Annotated in this window: 4 protein-coding genes; all 4 read right to left on the bottom strand. The window is 53.3% G+C overall.

Going from position 1 to position 4,830, the window contains the following annotated elements:
- Positions 1 to 31: 31 nt before the first annotated feature.
- The 4 genes from ACOCD2_RS12420 to ACOCD2_RS12405 all read right to left on the bottom strand — a co-directional run bounded on the left by ACOCD2_RS12420 (position 32) and on the right by ACOCD2_RS12405 (position 4,506).
- A complete protein-coding gene (locus tag ACOCD2_RS12420) occupies positions 32 to 1,045 on the bottom strand; it encodes a hypothetical protein (protein ID WP_293652626.1) in 1,014 nt (337 codons plus the stop codon).
- Between the two features lie 287 nt (positions 1,046 to 1,332).
- Positions 1,333 to 2,232, bottom strand: a complete 900-nt coding sequence (locus ACOCD2_RS12415) for a ParB/RepB/Spo0J family partition protein (protein WP_293652625.1) — start codon at positions 2,230 to 2,232, stop codon at positions 1,333 to 1,335.
- Positions 2,225 to 3,412 (bottom strand): AAA family ATPase, encoded by a 1,188-nt coding sequence (locus tag ACOCD2_RS12410; protein ID WP_293649612.1) that lies wholly within the window; start codon positions 3,410 to 3,412, stop codon positions 2,225 to 2,227. Before ACOCD2_RS12410 ends, ACOCD2_RS12415 begins: the two co-directional genes overlap by 8 nt.
- Positions 3,413 to 3,675: 263 nt before the next feature.
- Positions 3,676 to 4,506, bottom strand: coding sequence for a hypothetical protein (locus tag ACOCD2_RS12405; RefSeq protein ID WP_293652624.1), 831 nt, complete (start codon positions 4,504 to 4,506; stop codon positions 3,676 to 3,678).
- Positions 4,507 to 4,830 lie beyond the last annotated feature (324 nt).

The raw sequence follows: 4,830 nt of genomic DNA, 5'->3' as shown, positions 1-4,830 counted from the left end.
CCCCCCTCCCCGAAACAACCGTCCACCCCTATCACCCCATTGCGTCAATTGGTTGATACCCCGCCGGTCGACGCCATTTGTTCAGCCGGACGAGCTTGAGACAGATATTCACCGCCTTGGTGATGGCCATGTCTGCATATACCCCCTGTGTGACTTGGAAGACCACTTCCTGATAGGTTTCCCGTGGATTTGACAGGCCGCGGAGGGTACGCAGGCGTTCCCATAATCGCGCCAGCTGTGACTTACCCAGGCGCCTTGAAGGGTGGCGTGTCTGCCCCGTGGGAGGGGAACAAGAGGATGCGGTACGGGGTGAGGATGCGGAATGGGGTGGTGACCGTACGTATTTCGATCCGTCATCTGACACCAAACGCAAGGCCAACAATGATGATTCCGCCTGGTTAAGCCGACTTAACCATTTCATTTGCTGATCGCGGTCTTTTTGTAGGACAGCTTCTTTCAGCTGTTTTTTGCATTTCTGTATGTACCGCTCGGTAGTTTGAATGTCTTTCTTCAGTTCCTTGGCTGCCGCATTCATCAACGGCCTGTGTTCCGTGGGGGCAGGGGAGGGTTCGACAAGGGGCGATGACTGTTCAGTTTGGGGCTCTGTATCAGCCCGTTTCGTGGAACTTGGCTGTCGTATTGAGGCGTTTTCGCATTCCTCTTCGAAGGCCGCGGGCAAATGCACCTGGGTTGCCGAGGGCAGGGTACGCCCGTTCTTATCAGATCGCTGAAGACGCTTAATCAAACCAGCGGATTCGAGCACGCGGTTGGCCTTCCGAATGGCAGAAGGGGTCACACCAAGTAACCTGGCTGCCAGGTCGGTTGAAATAAGGCTGTCGAATCGCGGGGCGTCCGGCTGCGAGCGACACATCGCGTCTTGCAGGTAGCGCAAGTACAGATCTTTGGCTACGGGTGATAGTTTCTCCCGGTTAAGGGCATTTAACAGCGGCATCGGGACAATCAAATAATGATTCTCTTTCAGCGATTGTTCGATGCGCTGACGGGGCGGACGTGCCACTGAGGCACAGCGTGTTTGAAAGGACATGGCAGACCTCCATTGTTTGTCGAAAAATACTTGACCAATGGATCTGCTGCATATAGTATCGATAACTGAGAGAGGGGTTACGCTGTTTTTATGCAAGGCAACAGTCGTAAAGCAGCAGACTCCATTAAAAAACCGCCGGCGGCCACCGGTGGTTTTTTTTTGCTGAATTTATGTGTTCATGGTCTTGTTTCCTGTTAACCCGAGTTAAGCCGCTTAACTCTTCAGGCTTTTTTGTTTACTTTCAATTACTTATGGCTTATATAAGTGTATGCTTATATTGATGAGCGTTAATTATTGTCGAACAGGCTTCTGAGCATCCCAATTAGCTGTTGCTCCTGTTCCTCAGACAGCATGGTTGTAAACCGTACTCGTGGTGGCCGTTCTGGCGACCGTATGAGCCTGGCGCAGGGTTTCCCGTCACCGGTGTCAATTTCAATCTCCGTGAGCGCATTTTCCACTTTGCGCGGTTCTGCCAACAAATAGTCCAGTCGTTGACGGTCGTCCCTGTTGTCCAGGTGTCGTGCGCGAGCTTCGATGACAGCATCAAAGTCCTCATATTTTTTTCTCAGGCGTCGATATTTTAGCGCATCCTTAACCTGGATATTCCGGCGGTCCTGCAGTGCGTTGACTACGGTATCCGGCAAATCGGCGATGGCAAATATCTGCGACAGCCGGGCCTTTGTCAGCCCAATCGCGTCGGCAATGGCGGCCTGGCTGGCAAACAACCCGGTGTCCAGCCAGGACTGAAACAACCGCCATTTCTCGTATGCAGACAGATCCTCGCGTTCGGCATTTTCCCGCCATTTCAATAGTTCTGCGTCACGCTCATCGGTCACATCGGTCAATAGTGCTACCACGCGGTTACCCAGCTGTCGGCAGGCTTCCAGCCGCCGGTGCCCAGCTATAAGTTCGTAGGCACCGTCGACATACCGAACTCTTACCGGCTCATCCTGGCCGTGGGTAGCGATTGAGTGTTTCAGCACCTCAAAGCGGTCGTCCTCTAACGCGACAGGTTCTCGATTGTAGGTTGCCGATACTCGTATATCGTCTGTCCGCAACTTCAGGAGATCGTGGGTTTCCGGGTTACCATTTGCCTCATTGCCGGCAAATTCCTCCGCCGGGGGAACGGGCGCTTTTTTTTCCACCTCCCCTAGAATTTTGCTTAGTGCGGATATCCGTTTAGCCATGATTCACCTCGGCGGGGCTTTCTGACGCCAGTAGCGCTTGTTGATCCCATATCTGCTGTATTTTGCAAAATATTTCGTCGTTTACCGCATTCATGGAATTTAACGCCCGTAAATAGGTTTCCCGGGAACCGTGGGGTTTGTCAATTTCATAGATGGAGCGCAGGTCATGCGCGCTTTTACTCAGCTCCCGCGTGGACAACATGACGTTGTTCAGCACGTTCACCCCATAAATGGCCTTGATCAGGGAGGCAGCCGCATCGGTATGTGGACCCGTTTCGTAACGGGTAATCAGGATGTTCATGCCGGCCAGGCTCATGTGATCGGCGATGGTGGACAGGATGGAGAAATACTGGATGGAGGAGGCGATATCCGGCATATTGGGTACCATCGGTACCAGGAGATAATCCGCAGCCACTATGGCATTGATACTCAACAGCCCCAGGGCCGGCGGCACATCCACAACCACCACATCGTAATTCGCCTCCAGTTCGTCGAGAAGATCCCGTAGCCGATGGATTTTATCCGCGCCGCTTTTCAATGTCAGTTCTCCATCCACGGACACCATGTTGAGCTGAGAGGCAATCAAGTCCAGCTGATGCCAATAGGTTTTGCGGATGGCCTTTCTGGCTAATTCGAGGGCGTGTTCGAGGTTGCTTTCAATCAGGGCGGGTGCCAGTGTTTCCGTTTCGGATACATGAATATCGGGTAACAGCCCAAAACTGTTGGTTGTCGATCCCTGCGGATCGGTATCCACCAGAAGAACGCGTAGGCCGCGCAGCGCCAGGTATTGCGCTAGGTGAACGGCCGTGGTTGTTTTGCCCGTGCCCCCTTTGAGATTCGCGCTGATCACGCGTATCGGCCGTGAGCCAATTGGACGCTGGAACAGGGTTCCGACCTGTGCCCGAATACGATTGACCGCCTCGAGGTCATAAACGCGCCGGTTCAATTCATTTCGTGCCGGGGGAGGGAGTTTGCCGGCTGCTTCGAGTCGGCGAATCGTGGCGCTGCTGGTTCTGGCCAGTTTGGCCGCGTGTTCAATCCCCCAAAGCGGCAGCGTTTTTTCTGAGAATGGTGCGGCGGCCGTTTGCAGTAATTGTTCTGAGATGGCATACCCACTCTCTGTCATCTGTTCGAACAACTGTGCCGTGTTGATCATGTTTTGCGCTGAAACTGAACTCATTTTGCCTCCGAGGAATCCTGAGCCTCCAAAACCGTGAATTGGGGTTCCCTGTATTGTTGGAATGTTTGGCTACATTAGCACCATGGCGCGTTAAGCGCAATATATCGGCGTGCCGATTATTTCAACGATATGGCGCTTAATTGCGACGATGTAGTTTTATTGTTTATTCTAAAAACAACAAAAACAATAACATGTATGGTGATAGGCACCGTTTTCTGCCGGTTTGCCGCAAAACAGCCACCGTTTTTTGTGTCTATTCGGCGTTATGCCACCTGTTTTTGCGCGTAATCCCAGGGGGTTGTCCAGCGGTTTTCCCGTATCAATTTGAGGCAGATATTGACTGCGTGCAGAATTTCCAGATGCTGAAAGACGCCATTTTCAACCTGATGCCGAATTTCATCGAACAACTGTGACGGCGAGCTGATGCCGGGGCAGCGCCGAATGGTTGCACGGATGCGGGCCTGAAGATGCTGCGGGATCTTGCGTGGTTCATTGTTGCCGGACAATGTTGCCGGGGCATGCTGTTGGTGAGAGGGAGATTCCGTCCTGGGCCGTGATGGGGTAGGATCAGGTGGAGGGCAGGGCACCTGGGCTTCCAGGCGTTCAATCAGTGTCGATAACTGTGAGAACCGGTTCGCCAGATCCATTGTTGTCACGGGATCATGCTGCCCACGTGTCCACTCTCGTTCAATCCGATCCCGTTCCGCCCGAGCCGCTTCGATTTGTTCCGCAATAGCCGGGGGGGGCGGTTGTGATTCGGCAGTATCCGGTGTATTTGCTGCCGGCGGAGGTAGAGGGAGGTACTCTTGTCCCTGCAATACCAGCCCGGGTATCCCCAGGACACGAATATGGGTATTTCGGCCGAATCGGATGCGCCGTACCATCCCGTTTTCCGCCAATACCCGAGTTTGTTTCTGGGCGGATGATGTACTGATATTCGCCCGTTTTGCCGCCTCCTCCAGCGTGAGCACCGAGTCACCGCCTGTTACTAGGCACTCCCGGGTGTAAACGAGCAGCAGCTGCAGGGCGCTGCCAGAAAGGTTCTGTCCGGCATCAATGAGCCAGTCCAGTAAATCGATGTTTTCGACAGTCATAGTGGTCTCCGTTTTTTGGGCGCAAAAACCCTTGACCCGTCGGTTCACATCAATTATGCTCATGTCTCAGTTTGAGTATTGATGTGAATCGTCTTTCCCGACGAGCAAATCGAAAGACCTGCTGGTTGTCCCCAGCAGGTTTTTTTATGCGTTGGATTTATGTTACGTCATGGTTTCTCAAATCTCCTGTCCCGTCCGGTCTGCTGACGGCACGACTTAACAAATATTCTGCTGCGCCGGCCCCATAGGTGGCCACCCGCCGGCATTTCGATCATATACATCTCCTTCTGTTTCTGCCGTCGACCTACCACCAACTGCGGCGCA

The organism is Thiolapillus sp., assembly GCF_048562965.1.
Taxonomy (GTDB): Bacteria; Pseudomonadota; Gammaproteobacteria; order Chromatiales; family Chromatiaceae; genus Thiolapillus; species Thiolapillus brandeum_A.
Note: the sequence above shows the minus strand (reverse complement) of the source record. Positions and strands in the feature narration are given on the sequence as shown.